Origin of the sequence: Streptomyces sp. KMM 9044 (assembly GCF_024701375.2) — a bacterium.
Classification (GTDB): Bacteria; Actinomycetota; Actinomycetes; order Streptomycetales; family Streptomycetaceae; genus Streptomyces.
Map to the genome: position 1 here is coordinate 2,324,006 of NZ_CP113910.1, position 16,487 is coordinate 2,340,492.

Sequence of the window (16,487 nt, forward strand, 5' to 3'; positions counted from 1 at the left end):
CCCCGTCGTTCGCGCTGCCGCACGGCGGCGGCCCGGACCGCCCTCACGGGGCCCGGACCGCCGCCCGTCCGATGGCGCCGTCACACCGCCAGCGGAACCTTTGGCCCGGCGCCGTTCGCCGCCGGCGAGAGCGTCAGTTCCAGGACCTGGCGGACGTCGGTCACGGCGTGGACGTCGAGCCCGTCCAGCACCTCGGCGGGGACGTCGTCCAGGTCGGGCTCGTTGCGCTTGGGGATGATCACCGTGGCGATCCCGGCCCGGTGCGCCGCGAGCAGCTTCTGCTTCACCCCGCCGATCGGCAGCACCCGCCCGGTCAGCGAGACCTCTCCGGTCATGGCCACGTCCGTACGGACCGGGCGCCCGGACAGCAGCGAGGCCAGGGCGGTGGTCATCGTGACGCCGGCACTGGGGCCGTCCTTGGGCACCGCACCCGCCGGGAAGTGGATGTGCGCGCCCCGGTCCTTCAGGTCGCCGACGGGAAGCTCCAGTTCGGCGCCGTGGGAACGCAGGAAACTCAGCGCGATCTGCGCCGACTCCTTCATCACGTCGCCCAGCTGTCCGGTCAGGGTCAGTCCGGCGGCACCCGTCTCCGGGTCGGCCAGGGACGCCTCCACGTAGAGGACGTCACCGCCTGCACCGGTCACCGCGAGCCCGGTGGCGACACCGGGGACGGCGGTGCGGCGCTCGGCCGGGTCCTGGGCGGACTCGGGCACGTGGTGCGGCCGGCCGAGCAGTCCGCGCAGGTCACCGTCCGTGACGGTGAACGGCAGCTCCCGCTCGCCCAGTTCGTGCTGGGCCGCGACCTTGCGCAACAGCCGCGCGATGGATCGCTCCAGGGTGCGCACCCCCGCCTCGCGCGTGTACTCACCGGCCAGCTTGCGCAGCGCGCCGTCGTCGAGGGCGACCTCGTCGGTGGCGAGCCCCGCGTGCTCCAGCTGGCGCGGCAGCAGGTGGTCGCGTGCGATGACGACCTTCTCGTCCTCCGTGTAACCGTCCAGACGGACGATGTCCATCCGGTCCGCCAGTGCCTCCGGGACGGCCTCCAGGACGTTGGCGGTGGCGAGGAAGACGACGTCCGAGAGGTCCAGCTCGACCTCCAGGTAGTGGTCGCGGAAGGTGTGGTTCTGCGCCGGGTCCAGCACTTCGAGGAGGGCTGCGGCCGGGTCGCCCCGGAAGTCGGAGCCCACCTTGTCGATCTCGTCGAGCAGCACCACCGGGTTCATCGACCCGGCCTCCTTGATCGCCCGCACGATCCGGCCGGGCAGCGCGCCGACGTACGTACGTCGGTGGCCGCGGATCTCGGCCTCGTCGCGGACGCCGCCGAGGGCGACCCGGACGAACCTGCGCCCCATCGCGTGGGCGACGGACTCGCCGAGGCTCGTCTTGCCGACGCCCGGCGGGCCCACGAGGGCGAGTACGGCACCGCCGCGGCGGCCGCCGACGACGCCGAGCCCGCGCTCGGCACGCCGCTTGCGCACCGCCAGGTACTCGGTGATGCGTTCCTTCACGTCCGTCAGGCCGGCGTGCTCGGCGTCGAGCACGGCCCGGGCGCCCTGGATGTCGTACGCGTCCTCGGTGCGCTCGCTCCACGGCATCTCCAGGGCCGTGTCGAGCCAGGCGCGGATCCACGAGCCCTCGGGCGACTGGTCGGAGGAGCGCTCCAGCTTGTCGACCTCCTTGAGCGCGGCCTCGCGCACCTTCTCCGGCAGGCCGGCGGCCTCCACCCGGCTGCGGTAGTCGTCGGACTCCTCACCGTCCTGTTCGCCGTTCAGCTCGCGCAGTTCCTTGCGCACGGCTTCCAGTTGGCGGCGCAGCAGGAACTCGCGCTGCTGCTTGTCCACGCCGTCCTGGACGTCCTTGGCGAGGGACTCGGCGACGTCCTGCTCGGCGAGGTGGTCGCGCAGCTGCCGGGTGGCGAGCTTCAGCCGGGCCACCGGATCGGCGGTCTCCAGCAGGGCCACCTTCTGTCCGGTGGCCAGGAACGGTGAGTATCCGGAGTTGTCGGCGAGGGCGGAGACGTCGTCGATGGCCTGGACGCGGTCGACGACCTGCCAGGCACCGCGCTTGCGCAGCCAGGCGGTGGCGAGCGCCTTGTACTCGGTGACCAGCTCGGTCACCTGGCCGGACACCGGCTCCGGTACGGTCTCGTCGGTCCGGGTGCCCTCCACCCACAGCGCGGCGCCCGGCCCGGTCGTCCCGGCGCCTATCCGCACCCGGCCCCGGCCCCGGATCAGGGCGCCCGGGTCACCGTCGGCCAGCCGGCCGACCTGCTCGACCGTGCCCAGGACGCCGGTGGCAGCGTAGGTCCCGTCGATGCGTGGAACCAGCAGGACCCTGGGCTTTCCGGTCTCCGACGTGGCGGCGGCCTGGGCGGCCTCCACCGCGGCGCGCACCTCGGAATCGCTCAGGTCCAGCGGGACCACCATCCCGGGCAGCACGACCTCGTCGTCGAGCGGCAGCACAGGCAGGGCGAGCGGTGTGGACTCAGCAGCCATGATCTCCCCTTCGGCAGTCAAGTTGAGCTATGCCGACTCAATGCTGGTGAGTCCGCGATTGTTCCCGGACTGCGCTCCCTCGCGTTCGCTCTCAGCGATCACCCGCCGGCCCGGGACGGATCAGGGCCACCTGGTGCCGCTCGGGCACGCCCGGATCCGCCGCGGACGACACGAAACGGCGGGAGGTGCTCCGCCGAACGGGGAGCACTGCCAGGATGAACGCATGTCCACCCCCTACGACATTCCCGAAGTCCTGGACCGCCGCGAGGGCCCGTACGGGGAGGTGGTGCTCCGCCGGCACGGGAGCCTGCTGCAGATCATCGCGAACGGGTGCTTCCTGATGGACACCTCCGACGGCCGCTCGGAGCGCCGGCTGGTCGACGCGGCCCTGTCCGCGCTCGACGCCGCCGACACCCGTGCGGGGCACGGTCCGCGGCAGGACCCGCACGTCCTCATCGGCGGACTCGGCGTCGGCTTCTCACTCGCGCACGCCGCCGCAGCACCCCGCTGGGGCCGCATCACGGTGGTGGAGCGCGAACCCGCCGTCGTCGACTGGCACCGCGCGGGCCCCCTGGCCGAACTCTCCGCGAGCGCCCTCGCCGACCCGCGCACGGAGATCGTCGAGGCCGATCTGGTGGCGTACGTCCACGAGACGTCCGACACGTTCGACGCACTGTGCCTCGACATCGACAACGGTCCCGACTGGACCGTCACCGAGGACAACGGCGGGCTCTACTCCCCCACCGGACTCATGGACTGCGCAAGGGCGTTGAGACCGGACGGAGTACTCGCGGTGTGGTCCGCGCAGCCGTCGGCGAATTTCGAAAAAACCTTGCGGGATGCCGGGTTCAGGCAGGTGCGTACCGAAGAGATCCCCGTTGCCCGGGGCGTGCCGGACGTCGTGCACCTCGGCGTCCGCCCTGGATAGCAAAGCCGCGGTGACTCCCCGTACGCTGCTGCACTGACGCCGATCATTCAAACGTCAATCACAGTCATGCGCAGAGACGGATTCACCCCACGGATTCCGGAAAGCACACTTCAGGGGCGGGCGATGGAGCAGACACACACCTCCCACAACGGCACGGCGGCCACCCCGGGCGCGCAGCGCCGGGTCCTGGTGGTCGAGGACGACGCGACGATCGTGGACGCCATCGCGACCCGCCTTCGCGCCGAGGGATTCCTGGTGCAGACGGCGGGTGACGGGCCGTCCGCGGTCGACACGGCGGAGGCCTGGCAGCCCGACCTGCTGATCCTCGACATCATGCTGCCCGGCTTCGACGGTCTGGAGGTCTGCCGGCGCGTGCAGGCACAGCGGCCGGTGCCGGTGATGATGCTGACCGCGCGCGACGACGAGACCGACATGCTGGTCGGGCTGGGCGTCGGCGCCGACGACTACATGACCAAGCCGTTCTCCATGCGGGAACTGGCGGCACGCGTGCACGTGCTGCTGCGCCGCATGGAGCGGGCGGCCCAGGCGGCCACCACCCCGCGCAGCGGCATCCTGCGCCTGGGCGAACTGGAGATCGACCACACGCAGCGCAGGGTCCGGGTGTGCAGCGAGGACGTCCACCTGACGCCCACCGAGTTCGACCTCCTGGTGTGCCTGGCGAACACGCCCCGCGCGGTGCTCTCCCGCGAGCAGCTGCTGGCCGAGGTCTGGGACTGGGCGGACGCCTCCGGCACCCGGACCGTCGACAGCCACATCAAGGCGCTGCGCCGGAAGATCGGTGCCGAGCGCATCCGCACCGTGCACGGCGTGGGCTACGCCCTGGAGACGCCGACGCCATGAGCGACGGGCCGGCCGCACGGAAAGGCTCCGGGGATCCCGGTCCCTGGGGCGCTGTCCGCCCGTTCTCCATCAAGACCAAGCTGGGCGCGCTGGTCGTCATCTCGGTGCTGATCACCACCGGGCTGTCGATGATCGCGGTGCACACCAAGACGGAGCTGCGCTTCATCACGGTCTTCTCGATGATCGCCACCCTGCTCATCACGCAGTTCGTGGCGCACTCCCTCACCGCGCCGCTGGACGACATGAACGCGGTGGCCCGGTCCATCTCCCACGGCGACTACACCCGCCGCGTGCGCGAGAACCGCTGGGACGAGCTGGGCGACCTGGCCCGGACCATCAACGTCATGGCCGACGAGCTGGAGGCCCAGGACCATCAGCGCAAGGAGCTGGTGGCCAACGTCTCGCACGAGCTGCGCACCCCCATCGCGGGTCTGCGCGCGGTGCTGGAGAACATCGTCGACGGCGTCACCGAGGCCGACCCCGAGACCATGCGCACGGCGCTGAAGCAGACCGAGCGGCTGGGACGTCTCGTGGAGACGCTCCTGGACCTGTCCCGTCTGGACAACGGGGTCGTCCCGCTGCGGCGGCAGCGGTTCGAGGTGTGGCCGTATCTGTCCGGCGTGCTCAAGGAGGCCAACATGGTCGCCTCCGCTCGCGCGGGCATGACCACCGGATCCGGCGGCCACACGCGTAAGGACGTCCATCTGAGCCTCGACGTCTCGCCCCCGGAGCTCACCGCGCACCTCGACCCGGAGCGCATCCACCAGGTCGTCGCCAACCTCGTCGACAACGCGGTCAAGCACAGCCCGCCGCACGGCCGGGTGACGGTCAAGGCGCGGCCCGGACCGCAGCCGGACTCGCTCCGGCTGGAGATCCTGGACGAGGGGCCCGGCATTCCGCGGACCGAGTGGCACCGCGTCTTCGAGCGGTTCAACCGTGGCAGCGTCAATCTGCCGCACGGTCCGGGCAGCGACGGGGGCACCGGTCTCGGCCTGGCGATCGCCCGCTGGGCCGTCGATCTCCACGGCGGACGCATCGGGGTGGCCGAATCCGAGCGGGGCTGTCGCATTCTCATCACTCTTCCGGGAGCCTCTCTCTCGTCAGGTTGACGTAGGGTGCCAAGCGGAGCCACAAGATCCACGTACGTTCGCACTGACGGATACGTGTGATCAGGTACGGATTCGGACACAGGCCCGTGCGGCGAGCACGACGGGTCGCGGCCGACCCGTACCCCACGCGCCCCGACAGCGCGGAACCACGCTTGTTTCCCGCCATTTCCTGCACCGAAACACCCTCCGAGATGTGACTTGCACGACGTTGAACGGGCCCGGACTGACCTTCTCGGTCGGGGAGGCGTAGCCTTAATTTCCGCTGTCCATCATCTTGTGAAGCGGAAGAGGGCGGTTGACGCCGTGTCGCCACAGTCCCCCAGTAACTCGAGCATCTCGACCGACACCGACCAAGCGGGCAAGAACCCCGCCGCGGCCTTCGGTGCCAACGAGTGGCTCGTCGACGAGATCTACCAGCAGTACCTCCAGGACCCGAACTCGGTCGACCGGGCCTGGTGGGACTTCTTCGCCGACTACAAGCCGGGCGCCCCTCAGGGCCCGGCTCCGGTGAACAACGCGGCGTCGGGGACCGCAGGCACGACGACGGCTGCGCCGGTCACTCCGGCCCAGCCCGCCGCCACGCCCGCGCCGGCTGCCCCGCGGCCCGCCGCCCCGCGGCCGGCTGCCCAGCCGGCCGCGAAGGCTCCGGCGTCCGCTCCGGCGAAGGCCGCTCCGCCCCCCGCCGAGCCGGCCGCCGCGAAGTCCCGGGCCCCCCGGGAGAAGCCCGCCGAGGAGGCCAAGCAGGGCCCCGAGCAGCTGACGCTGCGCGGCCCGTCCGCGGCCGTCGCGAAGAACATGGACGCCTCCCTGGAGGTGCCCACGGCCACGTCCGTACGCGCACTCCCGGTGAAGCTCCTGTTCGACAACCGCATCGTCATCAACAACCACCTCAAGCGTGCCCGGGGCGGGAAGATCTCCTTCACGCACCTCATCGGCTACGCGATGGTCCAGGCCATCAAGGCGATGCCGTCGATGAACTGGCACTACGCGAAGGTGGACGGCAGGCCCACCCTGGTGAAGCCGGAGCACATCAAGTTCGGCCTCGCCATCGACCTGGTCAAGCCGAACGGCGACCGCCAGCTGGTCGTCGCGGGCATCAAGAAGGCCGAGACCCTGAACTTCTTCGAGTTCTGGCAGGCCTACGAGGACATCGTCCGTCGCGCCCGCGACAACAAGCTGACGATGGACGACTTCAGCGGAGTCACCGTCTCGCTGACCAACCCCGGCGGCCTCGGCACGGTTCACTCGGTGCCGCGTCTGATGCCGAACCAGTCGGTGATCCTGGGCGTCGGTTCCATGGACTACCCGGCGGAGTTCCAGGGCACCAGCCAGGACACCCTGAACAAGCTCGGCATCTCGAAGGTCATGACGCTCACGTCGACCTACGACCACCGGGTGATCCAGGGCGCCGCCTCCGGCGAGTTCCTGCGCGCCGTGGCGAACCTGCTGCTGGGCGAGAACGGCTTCTACGACGACATCTTCGAGGCGCTGCGCATCCCCTACGAGCCGGTCCGCTGGCTCAAGGACATCGACGCGTCCCACGACGACGACGTCACCAAGGCCGCCCGCGTCTTCGAGCTGATCCACTCCTACCGGGTCCGCGGCCACGTCATGGCCGACACCGACCCGCTGGAGTACCGCCAGCGCAAGCACCCCGACCTGGACATCACCGAGCACGGACTCACCCTGTGGGACCTGGAGCGCGAGTTCGCGGTCGGCGGTTTCTCGGGCAAGAGCCTGATGAAGCTGCGCGACATCCTCGGCGTGCTCCGCGACTCGTACTGCCGCACCACCGGCATCGAGTTCATGCACATCCAGGACCCGAAGCAGCGCAAGTGGATCCAGGACCGCGTGGAGCGCACGCACTCCAACCTGGAGCGTGAGGAGCAGCTGCGCATCCTGCGCCGGCTGAACGCGGCGGAGGCCTTCGAGACCTTCCTGCAGACCAAGTACGTCGGTCAGAAGCGCTTCTCCCTGGAGGGCGGCGAGTCCGTCATCCCGCTGCTCGACGCCGTGCTGGACTCGGCCGCCGAGTCCCGTCTCGACGAGGTCGTCGTCGGCATGGCCCACCGCGGCCGGCTGAACGTGCTGGCCAACGTCGTGGGCAAGTCGTACGCGCAGATCTTCCGCGAGTTCGAGGGCAACCTCGACCCGAAGTCGATGCACGGCTCCGGCGACGTGAAGTACCACCTCGGCGCCGAGGGCACCTTCACCGGTCTCGACGGCGAGCAGATCAAGGTCTCCCTGGTCGCCAACCCCTCCCACCTGGAGGCGGTGGACCCGGTACTGGAGGGCGTCGCGCGCGCCAAGCAGGACATCATCAACAAGGGCGGCACGGACTTCACCGTCCTGCCGGTGGCGATCCACGGCGACGCGGCCTTCGCGGGCCAGGGCGTGGTGGCCGAGACCCTGAACATGTCCCAGCTGCGCGGCTACCGCACCGGCGGTACGGTCCACGTCGTCATCAACAACCAGGTCGGCTTCACCGCGGCCCCCGAGTCCTCGCGTTCCTCCATGTACGCGACGGACGTGGCCCGCATGATCGAGGCCCCGATCTTCCATGTGAACGGTGACGACCCGGAGGCCGTGGTCCGCGTCGCGCGACTGGCCTTCGAGTTCCGCCAGGCGTTCAACAAGGACGTGGTGATCGACCTCATCTGCTACCGCCGCCGCGGTCACAACGAGTCGGACAACCCGGCGTTCACACAGCCGCTGATGTACGACCTGATCGACAAGAAGCGCTCGGTGCGCAAGCTGTACACCGAGTCCCTCATCGGTCGCGGCGACATCACCCTGGAGGAGGCCGAGCAGGCGCTGCAGGACTACCAGGGCCAGCTGGAGAAGGTCTTCACCGAGGTCCGCGAGGCGGCGTCCCAGCCGACGGCCGTCGAGCCCTCGGAGCCGCAGGCCCGGTTCCCCGTGGCGGTGAACACGGCGGTCACCTCGGAGGTCGTCAAGCGGATCGCCGAGTCGCAGGTCAACATCCCCGACCACGTCACCATCCACCCGCGTCTGCTGCCGCAGTTGCAGCGCCGGGCGGCGATGGTCGAGGACGGCACGATCGACTGGGGCATGGGTGAGACCCTCGCGGTCGGCTCGCTGCTCCTGGAGGGCGTCCCGGTCCGGCTGTCCGGCCAGGACTCGCAGCGCGGCACCTTCGGCCAGCGTCACGCGGTGGTCATCGACCGTGAGACGGGCGACGAGTTCACACCGCTGCTGTACCTGTCCGAGGACCAGTCGCGGTACAACGTCCACAACTCGCTGCTCTCCGAATACGCGGCGATGGGCTTCGAGTACGGCTACTCGCTGGCCCGCCCTGACGCGCTGGTGATGTGGGAGGCGCAGTTCGGCGACTTCGTCAACGGCGCGCAGACGGTCGTGGACGAGTTCATCTCGTCGGCCGAGCAGAAGTGGAGCCAGACCTCCGGGGTGACCCTGCTTCTGCCGCACGGCTACGAGGGCCAGGGCCCGGACCACTCCTCGGCCCGTCCGGAGCGGTTCCTGCAGCTCTGCGCGCAGAACAACATGACGGTCGCGATGCCGACCCTCCCGTCGAACTACTTCCACCTCCTGCGGTGGCAGGTGCACAACCCGCACCACAAGCCGCTGGTCGTCTTCACCCCGAAGTCGATGCTGCGTCTGAAGACCGCGGCCTCGAAGGCGGAGGAGTTCACCACGGGCCAGTTCCGTCCGGTCATCGGCGACGGCTCGGTCGACCCGGCCGCGGTCAGGAAGGTCGTCTTCTGCGCCGGCAAGGTCTACTACGACCTCGAGGCCGAGCGGAAGAAGCGCGGCGTGACGGACACGGCGATCCTGCGCATCGAGCGCCTGTACCCGCTGCCGGGTGCCGAGCTCCAGGCGGAGATCAAGAAGTACCCGAACGCCGAGAAGTACCTGTGGGCCCAGGAGGAGCCGGCGAACCAGGGTGCCTGGCCGTTCATCGCGCTCAACCTGATCGACCACCTCGACCTGGCGGTCGGCGCCGACGTCCCGCACGGCGAGCGTCTGCGCCGCATCTCGCGCCCGCACGGCTCGTCCCCGGCCGTCGGTTCCGCGAAGCGGCACCAGGCCGAGCAGGAGCAGCTGGTGCGTGAGGTGTTCGACGCCTGACGGACTCCTGAGCGGCCCCGTGACGGGTCGTAGGCCGTACGTGACCGGGCCGCACTCCCACTCCGGGGGTGCGGCCCGGCTCGTGTGGGCGCACATATTCTTGTCCTCATGTACTTCACGGACCGTGGCATCGAGGAACTGGAGAAGCGGCGCGGCGGGGAGGAGGTCACCTTCGAGTGGCTCGCCGAGCGGCTGCGGACGTTCGTCGACCTCAACCCCGACTTCGAGGTGCCGGTGGAGCGCCTGGCGACATGGCTGGCCCGGCTGGACGACGACGACGAGGACGAGGAGTAGGAGTAGGCCGGGCTCTGCGCGCGGGTTCAGCCGCGCGGGTGGGTGAGGGTGTGGGTGGCCAGCGTGACGGCTCCCTGGGCGAGCAGGAGCGTCCCCGCCACGATCCAGCCGCCGCTGCGGTGCCGTAGACCCCAGAGGGCCAGCGGCAGGCCCGCGGCCATCTGGACGAGGGCCGGGACGGGCACGGCGGCGGACACGACGGGCACGGACGACGGACCGCCCGCGCGGGAGGGCCGGGGCGCGGGGTGCGGGGCGGCGGTGCCGTCCGGCCGTCCCGCCGCGCTCTTCTCGCCGCTCTTCTCGCCGCTCTCGTCGGCCTCGATCCGGCGGGTGTCCGGCTGGAGCCGGGCCGCTTCGAGCAGTCCGTCGGCGTTCTCTCCGGGGACGAGTCCCGGGGGCAGTGATACGCCCGCGTGGGTGAGGACGGCGAGGACGCCGCGCAGCCGCGTGGAGGCGTCGGCGGCGGAGTCGGGCTTGGTCAGCTCGTCCAGGGCCTGCATGTCCAGGACCGGGTCGAGGCCGAGCCGGCCCGCGAAGGTGCGCATGGCCTCCTCCGTGCCGGCCGGTGTGCCGTCGGCCAGCCACACGTAGCCGACCGGACGGCAGAAGCCGGTGGCGAGGGTGAATCCGGTTCGCTCTCCGTCCCACCACAGGGCCAGCACCGGCCAGGAGAAAGCGACGGTGAGCGCGATGGCCCAGCCGTTGACCACCCGGTCCACCGGGTCCGTGCCGGACCGCCAGGGCCCGCCCTCGGGGACGAGCACGCTCCATTCGTCGCCGGCTCGGGCGAGCAGCATGCGTTCGTGCAGCAGCCGGGCGTCGGGGACGACGGATCGGGCCGCCGCCCGGCACAGCAGCAGGGCTCCCGATTCGGGACGGGCCCGCTCCGCGACCTGGGACTGTTCCGTCGACATGGTCACACCGTAGGGCAATTCACCCCTCTCGCACGGCGACTGCCCACCGGAACGAGCGTCTTGACTTTCCTTGCCCGCGATATATCGTGAATTGCGTGAGACGCGATATGGCGTGTCATGGTGTGCGTGCAGCCATGCACCGCACTCCTCGTTGCACTGTTTCGCCCCCCGGCGTTCAGGCAGTCCGGCCCAGGAGGTTCCGCCATGTCCGAAAGGTCCGTCCCAGGGCCCGAGAAGCTCACTTTCGACGACCCGGTGACCGAGCTCCACGTCCGCATCGTCGACGGAACGGTGAACGTGGTGGGCACGGACGAAGGTTCCGCCCGGCTGGAGGTCTCCGAGATCGAGGGACCGCCCCTGGTGGTGACCCAGCGGGACGGCGTCCTGACGGTGACCTACAAGGACCTGCCCTGGAAGGGCCTCCTCAAGTGGCTGGACCGCAAGGGCCGGCGCCGCAGCGCGGTGGTCTCCCTGGCCGTCCCGGCGCGAACGCGGGTCGAGGTGGGGGTGGTCGGCGCCGCCGCCGTCGTCTCCGGGGTCAAGGGACCGTCCGTGGTGAGGGGCGTCACGGGCGACGCGACCCTGGTCGCCCTCGCCGGCCCGGTCCGCGCGGACACGGTGTCCGGGAACGTCGAGGCCCAGTCCGTCACCGGTGACCTCCAGTTCAACTCCGTCTCCGGCGACCTCACCGTGGTCGACGGCTCCGGCTCCACCGTGCGGGCGGAGTCGGTCAGCGGCTCCATGATCGTGGACCTCGCTGCCGACGGCCCCACCGACATCCGGCTGACCAGCGTTTCCGGCGAGATCGCGATCCGGCTGCCCGATCCGGCGGATGCCCGGGTCGAGGCCAATACGGCGAGCGGCGCCGTCTCCAGCGCCTTCGACGGCCTGCGCGTGCACGGCCAGTGGGGCGCCCACCAGATAACCGGCCGGCTGGGCGCGGGCACCGGCAGGCTACGGGCCACCACCGTCTCCGGCTCCATCGCCCTGCTGCGCCGCCCGCCTCACGAGGAGGGGAGCGAGCCGTGGGACGACTCGGGGGACCCTTCCGTCCCCACTCCGGACCCCGGCTCCACCGACGCCACATCCGGTGGCCCTGCCGATGGCCCGACCGACAAGAAGGTGTTCTGACATGCCCCCCGTCTTCGCGCACGGCCGTCTCCGCCTTTATCTGCTGAAGCTGCTGGCCGAGGCCCCGCGCCACGGCTACGAGGTGATCCGTCTGCTCGAGGAGCGCTTCCAGGGGCTCTACGCGCCGTCGGCGGGCACGGTCTACCCGCGCCTGGCCAAGCTGGAGGCCGAGGGCCTGGTCACCCACACCACCGAGGGCGGCCGCAAGGTGTACTCGATCACGGACGCCGGCCGTGCCGAACTGACCGACCGCAGCGGTGAGCTGGTCGACCTGGAGCTGGAGATCCGGGATTCGGTCGCCGAGCTGGCCGCCGAGATCCGGGCCGACGTCCGCGGTGCGGCGGGCGACCTGCGCCGCGAGATGCGTGCCGCCGCCGGCCAGGCCCGCAAGGGCGGCCGCGACGCGGAGGCACCGGGCGGGGCCGGCCCCGGCGCTGCCTCCGGCGGCGACTTCACGGGCCTCGGCGACAACGAGGCCTGGCGCGCCGCGAAGGAGGAGATGCACCGCGCCAAGCAGGAGTGGAAGGAACAGGCCCGGCGCGCGAAGGACGAGAGCCGCCGCGCCCGCGACGAGGCACAGCGTGCCCGCCGTCAGGCCAAGGAGGCCCAGGACCGGGCCGCCGCCCAGGCCCAGGAGGAGGTGCAGCGCATCGCCCGGCGGGTCCAGGAGCAGATGCAGGACCACTTCTCACGGGGTGACTGGCCTACGGGCCTGCGCGAGGGCCTGGGTGAGCTGGTCAAGGAGGTGGGCGGGTTCGGCAAGGACTTCGACTTCGGCCTTACCGGCACGGAGAGCGGCGCCCCGGCGCCCGGACCGTCGTACTCCCGGACACCGGAGGACTTCCCCGCCGACTACACCCCGGCGTGGGCGCACGAGGGCGCCACGGACTCCGCCGGTGACCCCGCGCGCGACCTGGACCGCCTGCTGGACCGCTTCCGGGACGACATCCGCGACGCGACCCGCGACCACGGCATCACCCCGGACCAGCTCCGCGAAGCCCGCCACCACCTGTCCACGGCCGCAGCCCGGATCGGAGCCCTCCTTCACCCCCCGAAGCCCTGAACCTCCGGCACACCCGGCCCGCGACCACACACCACCCGCACCGCGCGATCCCCGGCCCGGCCTCTCCGGACCAGCTCCGCGACGCCCGCCCGCCGCGCATCCACGGCCGCAGCCCGGATCGAAGCCCTCCTTCACCCCCGAAGCCCTGAACCTCCGGCACGCCCGGCCCCACCCGGCCCGCGACCACACACCACCCGCACCGCGCGATCCCCGGCCCGGCCTCTCCGGACCAGCTCCGCGACGCCCGCCCGCCGCGCATCCACGGCCGCAGCCCGGATCGAAGCCCTCCTTCACCCCCGAAGCCCTGAACCTCCGGCACGCCCGGCCCCACCCGGCCCGCGACCACACACCACCCGCACCGCGCGATCCCCGGCCCGGCCTCTCCGGACCAGCTCCGCGACGCCCGCCCGCCGCGCATCCACGGCCGCAGCCCGGATCGAAGCCCTCCTTCACCCCCCGAAGCCCTGAACCTCCGGCACACCCGGCCCCACCCGGCCCGCGACCACACACCACCCGCACCGAGTCCCGTCGCTCGGCGAGTCCGGGAGCGGCCAGCGCGAACGAACCCCTGCCGCCCTCCCGGTCGGTCAGGGCCAGCAGCAGGTGGCCGGCGTCGACACGCCGTGCTCCCGCCTTTTCTGCGTGCTCGACCGCCCCCTTCACCACGGCGCGGGCATCCTTCGTGAACCGCTCGAACATCAATGCCTCCCGTACTTCTTGTGCGCGGCCTGCCTGCTCACTCCGAGCTCGTTGGCGATCTCCTGCCACGACCAGCCGCGATTGCGCGCGTTGCGCACCTGCACGGCCTCCAACTGCTCCAGCAGCCTGCGCAGCGCGGCGACGGCCCGCAGGCCGACCCGTGGATCGCGGTCGCCCGCCCGCTCGGCAAGATCGGTTGCCTCGGTCATGCCGTCAACGTACATTGACGACCTCGCGCACGTCGACCTCGGTTGACATTTCGACGGCCGGTCCGGAAACCGGACCGGCCGCGAACACCCACCGCGAGAGGCGTCGGGACTGGGCGGCGTACCGCCGTGCGCCTACGGAGCAGTGAGCACGATCTTTCCGAACTGCCCGCCCGTCTCCATACGCCCGAACCCCTCCCGGGCCCGGTCCATGGGCAGCACCTCGTCGATGACGGGACGCACCCCGGCGGCGGCGCAGAAGGCGAGCAGGTCCTCCAGTTCGTCCTTGCTGCCCATCGTCGACCCGACGACCTTGAGCTCCAGGAAGAAGATCCGGGTCAGCTCGGCGTGCGAGGGCCGGTCACCGCTGGTGGCGCCGGAGATCACCAGCGTGCCGCCGGGCCGCAGCGACTTCACCGAGTGGGACCAGGTGGCGGCCCCCACCGTCTCGATGACCGCGTCGACCCGCTGCGGCAGCCGAGCCCCGGGCTCCAGCGCCTCCACGGCGCCCAGCTCCAGAGCCCGCTTCCGCTTCGCCTCGTCACGGCTGGTGGCGAACACCCGCAGCCCCGCGGCCCTGCCGAGCACGATCGCAGCGGTGGCGACGCCTCCGCCGGCGCCCTGCACCAGTACGGAGTCGCCGGGCCGCACCCCGGCGTTGGTGAACAGCATCCGGTACGCGGTCAGCCAGGCCGTGGGCAGGCAGGCCGCCTCCTCGAAGGACAGTTGCTTCGGCTTGGGCAGGACGTTCCAGGTGGGCACGGCGACCTGCTCGGCGAACGTGCCGGGGTAGCGCTCCGTCAGGATCGACCGGGGTTCTTCGGGACCCACCCCGTGGCCGGTCTGTCCGATCACGGAGTGCAGGACGACCTCGTTGCCGTCCTCGTCGACCCCGGCGGCGTCGCAGCCGAGGATCATCGGCAGCCGGTCCTCCGGAAGGCCGACGCCCCGCAGGGACCACAGGTCATGGTGATTGAGGGAGGCGGCCTTCACGGTCACGGTGCTCCAGCCGGGGCGGGCCTCGGGAGCCGGGCGCTCCCCCAGCTCCAGACCGGAAAGCGGCTGGTCACGGTCGATTCGAGCGGCGTAGACAGCGAACATGGCCTTGACGATAGGCCGCCCGTCCTCCTGGCGGAACAAGGTGTCGCTGTGAGACACGCCTTCTTGCCACCGCGCTTCGAACCACACACGCGTGTCGGCCCCGTCCACGGGTGGACGGGGCCGACACACACCGTCGCGCGCCTCAGCGGCGGGCGACGCCCTCCGCACGGGCCGCCGCGGCGACCGCCGCCGTCACCGCCGGCGCGACCCGCTCGTCGAACGGGGACGGGATGACGTAGTCGGGGGCGAGATCGTCTCCGACCACGGCCGCCAGCGCCTCGGCCGCCGCCAGCTTCATCCCCTCGGTGATCCGCGAGGCCCGCACCTGCAGCGCCCCGGCGAAGATCCCCGGGAACGCCAGCACGTTGTTGATCTGGTTCGGGAAGTCCGACCGCCCGGTGGCCACGACGGCCGCGTACTTGTGGGCGATCTCCGGGAGCACCTCGGGATCGGGGTTGGCCATGGCGAAGACGAAGGCACCCTCGGCCATCGACGCCACCGCCGTCTCCGCCACCGTACCGCCGGAGACGCCGATGAAGACGTCGGCCCCGGCGAGCGCGTCCTCCAGCGATCCGGAGAGGCCGGCCTTGTTGGTGAACCGGGCGACCTCCCGCTTGACCGGCGTGAGGTCCTCGCGGTCCCGTGAGACGACACCCTTGCGGTCGGCCACCGCGACGTCGCCGATACCGGCCTCGACGAGCATCTTCGCGATGGCGACACCGGCCGCGCCCGCGCCCGAGATCACGGCCCGCAGCTCACCCAGGGACCGCCCGCTCAGCCGCGCCGCGTTCCGCAGTGCCGCCAGCGACACGACCGCGGTGCCGTGCTGGTCGTCGTGGAAGACCGGGATGTCCAGCAGTTCCTGGAGCCGCTGCTCGATCTCGAAGCACCGGGGCGCCGAGATGTCCTCCAGGTTCACGCCGCCGAAGGACGGGGCGAGCCGGACCACGGTCTCGACGATCTCGTCCACGTCGGTGCAGTCCAGGGCGAGCGGAACCGCGTCCACGCCGCCGAACTGCTTGAAGAGGATCGCCTTGCCCTCCATCACGGGGAGGGAGGCCTCGGGGCCGATGTCACCGAGCCCCAGCACGGCCGTACCGTCCGTGACGACGGCGACGACCGAGGACTTCCAGGTGTAGTCGTGGACGAGGTCCGGCTGCTCGGCGATCGCGCTGCACACCTTCGCGACGCCGGGTGTGTACGCCAGGGACAGGTCGTCCTTGTCGCGGAGCGGCACGGTGGCCTGCACAGCCATCTTGCCGCCGCGGTGCAGCGCGAATGCCGGGTCGAAGGACTCGAGGGGCTCCGCCCCGCCGTCCTTCTCCTCATGACCGGTCCGGCTTTCGCTGTCGCTGCGAGGATTGACGATCTCCGCTGCCACTTGGTTTTACCCCTTAATCGTTCACGGTTTGAGGGTTGCCGCTCCGGGTGAGGAGCGGGCGGGACCGTGCCGGGCCCGGTGGGTTGATGCGTCGGGCTCGGACACGACGGGCGCGCCGCACACGCGCCCTTGATCCCCGGATGAGGGGTGTAAAGCACCTTCTTACCGGACCGACGCCTTCGGCGACGAGTCCAT

General features: G+C 71.2%; 12 protein-coding genes. 7 read left to right on the forward strand and 5 right to left on the reverse strand.

Annotation, left to right across the window (positions count from 1 at the left end; translation table 11 throughout):
• Nucleotides 1-80 precede the first annotated feature (80 nt).
• Nucleotides 81-2,495, reverse strand: a complete 2,415-nt coding sequence (lon, locus tag HUV60_RS10240) for an endopeptidase La (RefSeq protein WP_257847725.1) — start codon at nt 2,493-2,495, stop codon at nt 81-83.
• Nucleotides 2,496-2,718: 223 nt separating this feature from the next.
• On the opposite strand from lon, the gene HUV60_RS10245 reads away from it, so the two are divergent.
• The 5 genes from HUV60_RS10245 to HUV60_RS10265 all read left to right on the forward strand — a co-directional run bounded on the left by HUV60_RS10245 (nt 2,719) and on the right by HUV60_RS10265 (nt 9,797).
• Complete coding sequence (locus HUV60_RS10245) at nt 2,719-3,423, forward strand: spermidine synthase (RefSeq protein ID WP_257847724.1); 705 nt, start codon at nt 2,719-2,721, stop codon at nt 3,421-3,423.
• 123 nt (nt 3,424-3,546) lie between these two features.
• Nucleotides 3,547-4,284 carry a response regulator transcription factor gene (locus tag HUV60_RS10250; protein ID WP_257847723.1) on the forward strand — a complete coding sequence of 246 codons (738 nt, stop codon included), beginning with the start codon at nt 3,547-3,549 and terminating at the stop codon, nt 4,282-4,284.
• Nucleotides 4,281-5,393, forward strand: coding sequence for a sensor histidine kinase (locus HUV60_RS10255; RefSeq protein ID WP_257847722.1), 1,113 nt, complete (start codon nt 4,281-4,283; stop codon nt 5,391-5,393). The genes HUV60_RS10250 and HUV60_RS10255 overlap by 4 nt, the downstream gene beginning before the upstream one ends.
• A 303-nt stretch (nt 5,394-5,696) precedes the next feature.
• Entirely contained in the window at nt 5,697-9,503 is a 3,807-nt protein-coding gene (locus HUV60_RS10260) for a multifunctional oxoglutarate decarboxylase/oxoglutarate dehydrogenase thiamine pyrophosphate-binding subunit/dihydrolipoyllysine-residue succinyltransferase subunit (protein WP_257847721.1), read from the forward strand.
• 108 nt (nt 9,504-9,611) lie between these two features.
• Nucleotides 9,612-9,797, forward strand: a complete 186-nt coding sequence (locus HUV60_RS10265) for a DUF6104 family protein (protein ID WP_257847720.1) — start codon at nt 9,612-9,614, stop codon at nt 9,795-9,797.
• Between the two features lie 26 nt (nt 9,798-9,823).
• Here the strand turns inward: HUV60_RS10265 and HUV60_RS10270 are convergent, their stop codons facing one another.
• Complete coding sequence (locus HUV60_RS10270) at nt 9,824-10,711, reverse strand: hypothetical protein (RefSeq protein ID WP_257847719.1); 888 nt, start codon at nt 10,709-10,711, stop codon at nt 9,824-9,826.
• Nucleotides 10,712-10,915: 204 nt separating this feature from the next.
• Between HUV60_RS10270 and HUV60_RS10275 the strand changes: the two genes are divergently transcribed.
• Both HUV60_RS10275 and HUV60_RS10280 read left to right on the forward strand, forming a co-directional pair.
• Nucleotides 10,916-11,842 carry a DUF4097 family beta strand repeat-containing protein gene (locus HUV60_RS10275; RefSeq protein WP_257847718.1) on the forward strand — a complete coding sequence of 309 codons (927 nt, stop codon included), beginning with the start codon at nt 10,916-10,918 and terminating at the stop codon, nt 11,840-11,842.
• Between the two features lies 1 nt (nt 11,843).
• Complete coding sequence (locus tag HUV60_RS10280; protein ID WP_257847717.1) at nt 11,844-12,905, forward strand: PadR family transcriptional regulator; 1,062 nt, start codon at nt 11,844-11,846, stop codon at nt 12,903-12,905.
• 698 nt (nt 12,906-13,603) lie between these two features.
• On the opposite strand, the gene HUV60_RS10290 is transcribed toward HUV60_RS10280, so the two are convergent.
• The 3 genes from HUV60_RS10290 to HUV60_RS10300 form a co-directional block, all read right to left on the reverse strand.
• A complete protein-coding gene (locus HUV60_RS10290; RefSeq protein WP_257847716.1) occupies nt 13,604-13,813 on the reverse strand; it encodes an HTH domain-containing protein in 210 nt (69 codons plus the stop codon).
• 132 nt (nt 13,814-13,945) lie between these two features.
• Nucleotides 13,946-14,911 carry a zinc-binding dehydrogenase gene (locus HUV60_RS10295; RefSeq protein ID WP_257847715.1) on the reverse strand — a complete coding sequence of 322 codons (966 nt, stop codon included), beginning with the start codon at nt 14,909-14,911 and terminating at the stop codon, nt 13,946-13,948.
• A 142-nt stretch (nt 14,912-15,053) separates the two neighbouring features.
• Nucleotides 15,054-16,292, reverse strand: coding sequence for an NAD(P)-dependent malic enzyme (locus tag HUV60_RS10300; protein WP_257847714.1), 1,239 nt, complete (start codon nt 16,290-16,292; stop codon nt 15,054-15,056).
• Nucleotides 16,293-16,487 lie beyond the last annotated feature (195 nt).

Coding starts and splice junctions, on each gene's coding strand:
- lon (WP_257847725.1), bottom strand. CDS start 2,495: ATGGCTGCTGAGTCCACACCGCTCGCCCTGCCTGTGCTGCCGCTCGAC.
- HUV60_RS10245 (WP_257847724.1), top strand. CDS start 2,719: ATGTCCACCCCCTACGACATTCCCGAAGTCCTGGACCGCCGCGAGGGC.
- HUV60_RS10250 (WP_257847723.1), top strand. CDS start 3,547: ATGGAGCAGACACACACCTCCCACAACGGCACGGCGGCCACCCCGGGC.
- HUV60_RS10255 (WP_257847722.1), top strand. CDS start 4,281: ATGAGCGACGGGCCGGCCGCACGGAAAGGCTCCGGGGATCCCGGTCCC.
- HUV60_RS10265 (WP_257847720.1), top strand. CDS start 9,612: ATGTACTTCACGGACCGTGGCATCGAGGAACTGGAGAAGCGGCGCGGC.
- HUV60_RS10270 (WP_257847719.1), bottom strand. CDS start 10,711: ATGTCGACGGAACAGTCCCAGGTCGCGGAGCGGGCCCGTCCCGAATCG.
- HUV60_RS10275 (WP_257847718.1), top strand. CDS start 10,916: ATGTCCGAAAGGTCCGTCCCAGGGCCCGAGAAGCTCACTTTCGACGAC.
- HUV60_RS10280 (WP_257847717.1), top strand. CDS start 11,844: ATGCCCCCCGTCTTCGCGCACGGCCGTCTCCGCCTTTATCTGCTGAAG.
- HUV60_RS10290 (WP_257847716.1), bottom strand. CDS start 13,813: ATGACCGAGGCAACCGATCTTGCCGAGCGGGCGGGCGACCGCGATCCA.
- HUV60_RS10295 (WP_257847715.1), bottom strand. CDS start 14,911: ATGTTCGCTGTCTACGCCGCTCGAATCGACCGTGACCAGCCGCTTTCC.